Raw genomic sequence first — 1,198 nt, 5'->3', positions numbered from 1 at the left:
ATACAAATCTTGATTAAATAAAAACGGTTGTTTCAATATCAAGAACATCAAGCTACAATTCTGTTTAGTCTTTTGATTTAATTAACTTACTCCAAAAACGAAATCAAAAAGCAACTAATACAATAAAAAAAAAGCATCTTAAATACTTATTATTGAATTTATTACTCAAATTTATAAAATGTTTTCAAAAGATAACTAACTGAAATAAGCTATTTTACCATCCCAAGTCACTTATTCGATAAAAAGCAAAACTAAGTCGTCAAAGGGTTGATTTGATTTAAATATAAATAAGAAAATTCGTTCTTTTTAAAAAACAATTGAGAGAAAAAAAGAAAGAAACTATTTTTGACAAAAAAAAATGAGAGTTGAATTTTACTTTCAACTCTCATTTTATTTTTTATGATGTCACCTTATGTAATGACACATACAAACTGTTTACTAGTTTGATTGATAAACAATAGCTCCGTTTCCAGCACCCCATTGATTAATAGTACTCATGTGTGAATCACCAAGTTGTATTGTTAAAGCTCCATTTGAAGTACCATTTTGCCAAGTAGTTGCAGAGTTGTCAAAACCAAATTGTACTGTTATAGCTCCATTGTAGTCACCTAGTTGAGTTGTAGAGGATGAATTAAAAAATCCAGCTTGAAGAACTCCTGCAAAATTTCCTTCACCTTCTTGATAAATATCAGAGCCATTTCCTAGACCAAATTGTAATGTAGTGGCACTGTTGTCATTTCCAATTTGAACTGTATTTGAATAGTTCAAAAATCCTAATTGACCAGTAACAGCATCATTGCTATCTCCATATTGGTCTATAAATGCAAGATTTCCAGCACCAAGTTGACCTACATAGGCGTCATTACTGTTTCCATCTTGAGTTACACCCGCACCATTTAAGAAACCTCCTTGATTGATGTCGGCTTCATTTGAAACTCCAGCTTGAACTACTGAAGCACCGTTTAAAATTCCGATTTGTAATATGTCGGAATCATTTGTCGCACCAACTTGGCTAACCAATGCTCCATTTACTAAACCTATTTGGTTTACATTACTTACGTTTGCTTGTGCAAAACCTACTACTGAAACTAGCATCGCTGAGATGCTCAAAATAACTTTTTTCATAATAAATATATTTAATTGGTTGTTAATACAAATTATTATGTAGGCTAAAAATAATATAACAGGGGAATTATAT

Annotated in this window: 1 protein-coding gene; it reads right to left on the bottom strand. The window is 30.9% G+C overall.

Translation table 11 applies throughout. The annotated features are described in order from the left end of the window. Positions 1-438 precede the first annotated feature (438 nt). Positions 439-1,125, bottom strand: coding sequence for a hypothetical protein (locus tag B0E44_RS00040; protein ID WP_077370175.1), 687 nt, complete (start codon positions 1,123-1,125; stop codon positions 439-441). Positions 1,126-1,198: the final 73 nt, after the last annotated feature.

The sequence above is a fragment of the Flavobacterium sp. A45 genome (assembly GCF_002001005.1).
Classification (GTDB): domain Bacteria; phylum Bacteroidota; class Bacteroidia; order Flavobacteriales; family Flavobacteriaceae; genus Flavobacterium.
The sequence above is the reverse complement of the archived record's forward strand: the minus strand, read 5'-3'. Positions and strand labels throughout refer to the sequence as shown.

Excerpts from the sequence above, each read along its gene's own strand:
- B0E44_RS00040 (WP_077370175.1), bottom strand. The coding sequence starts at position 1,125 with ATGAAAAAAGTTATTTTGAGCATCTCAGCGATGCTAGTTTCAGTAGTA.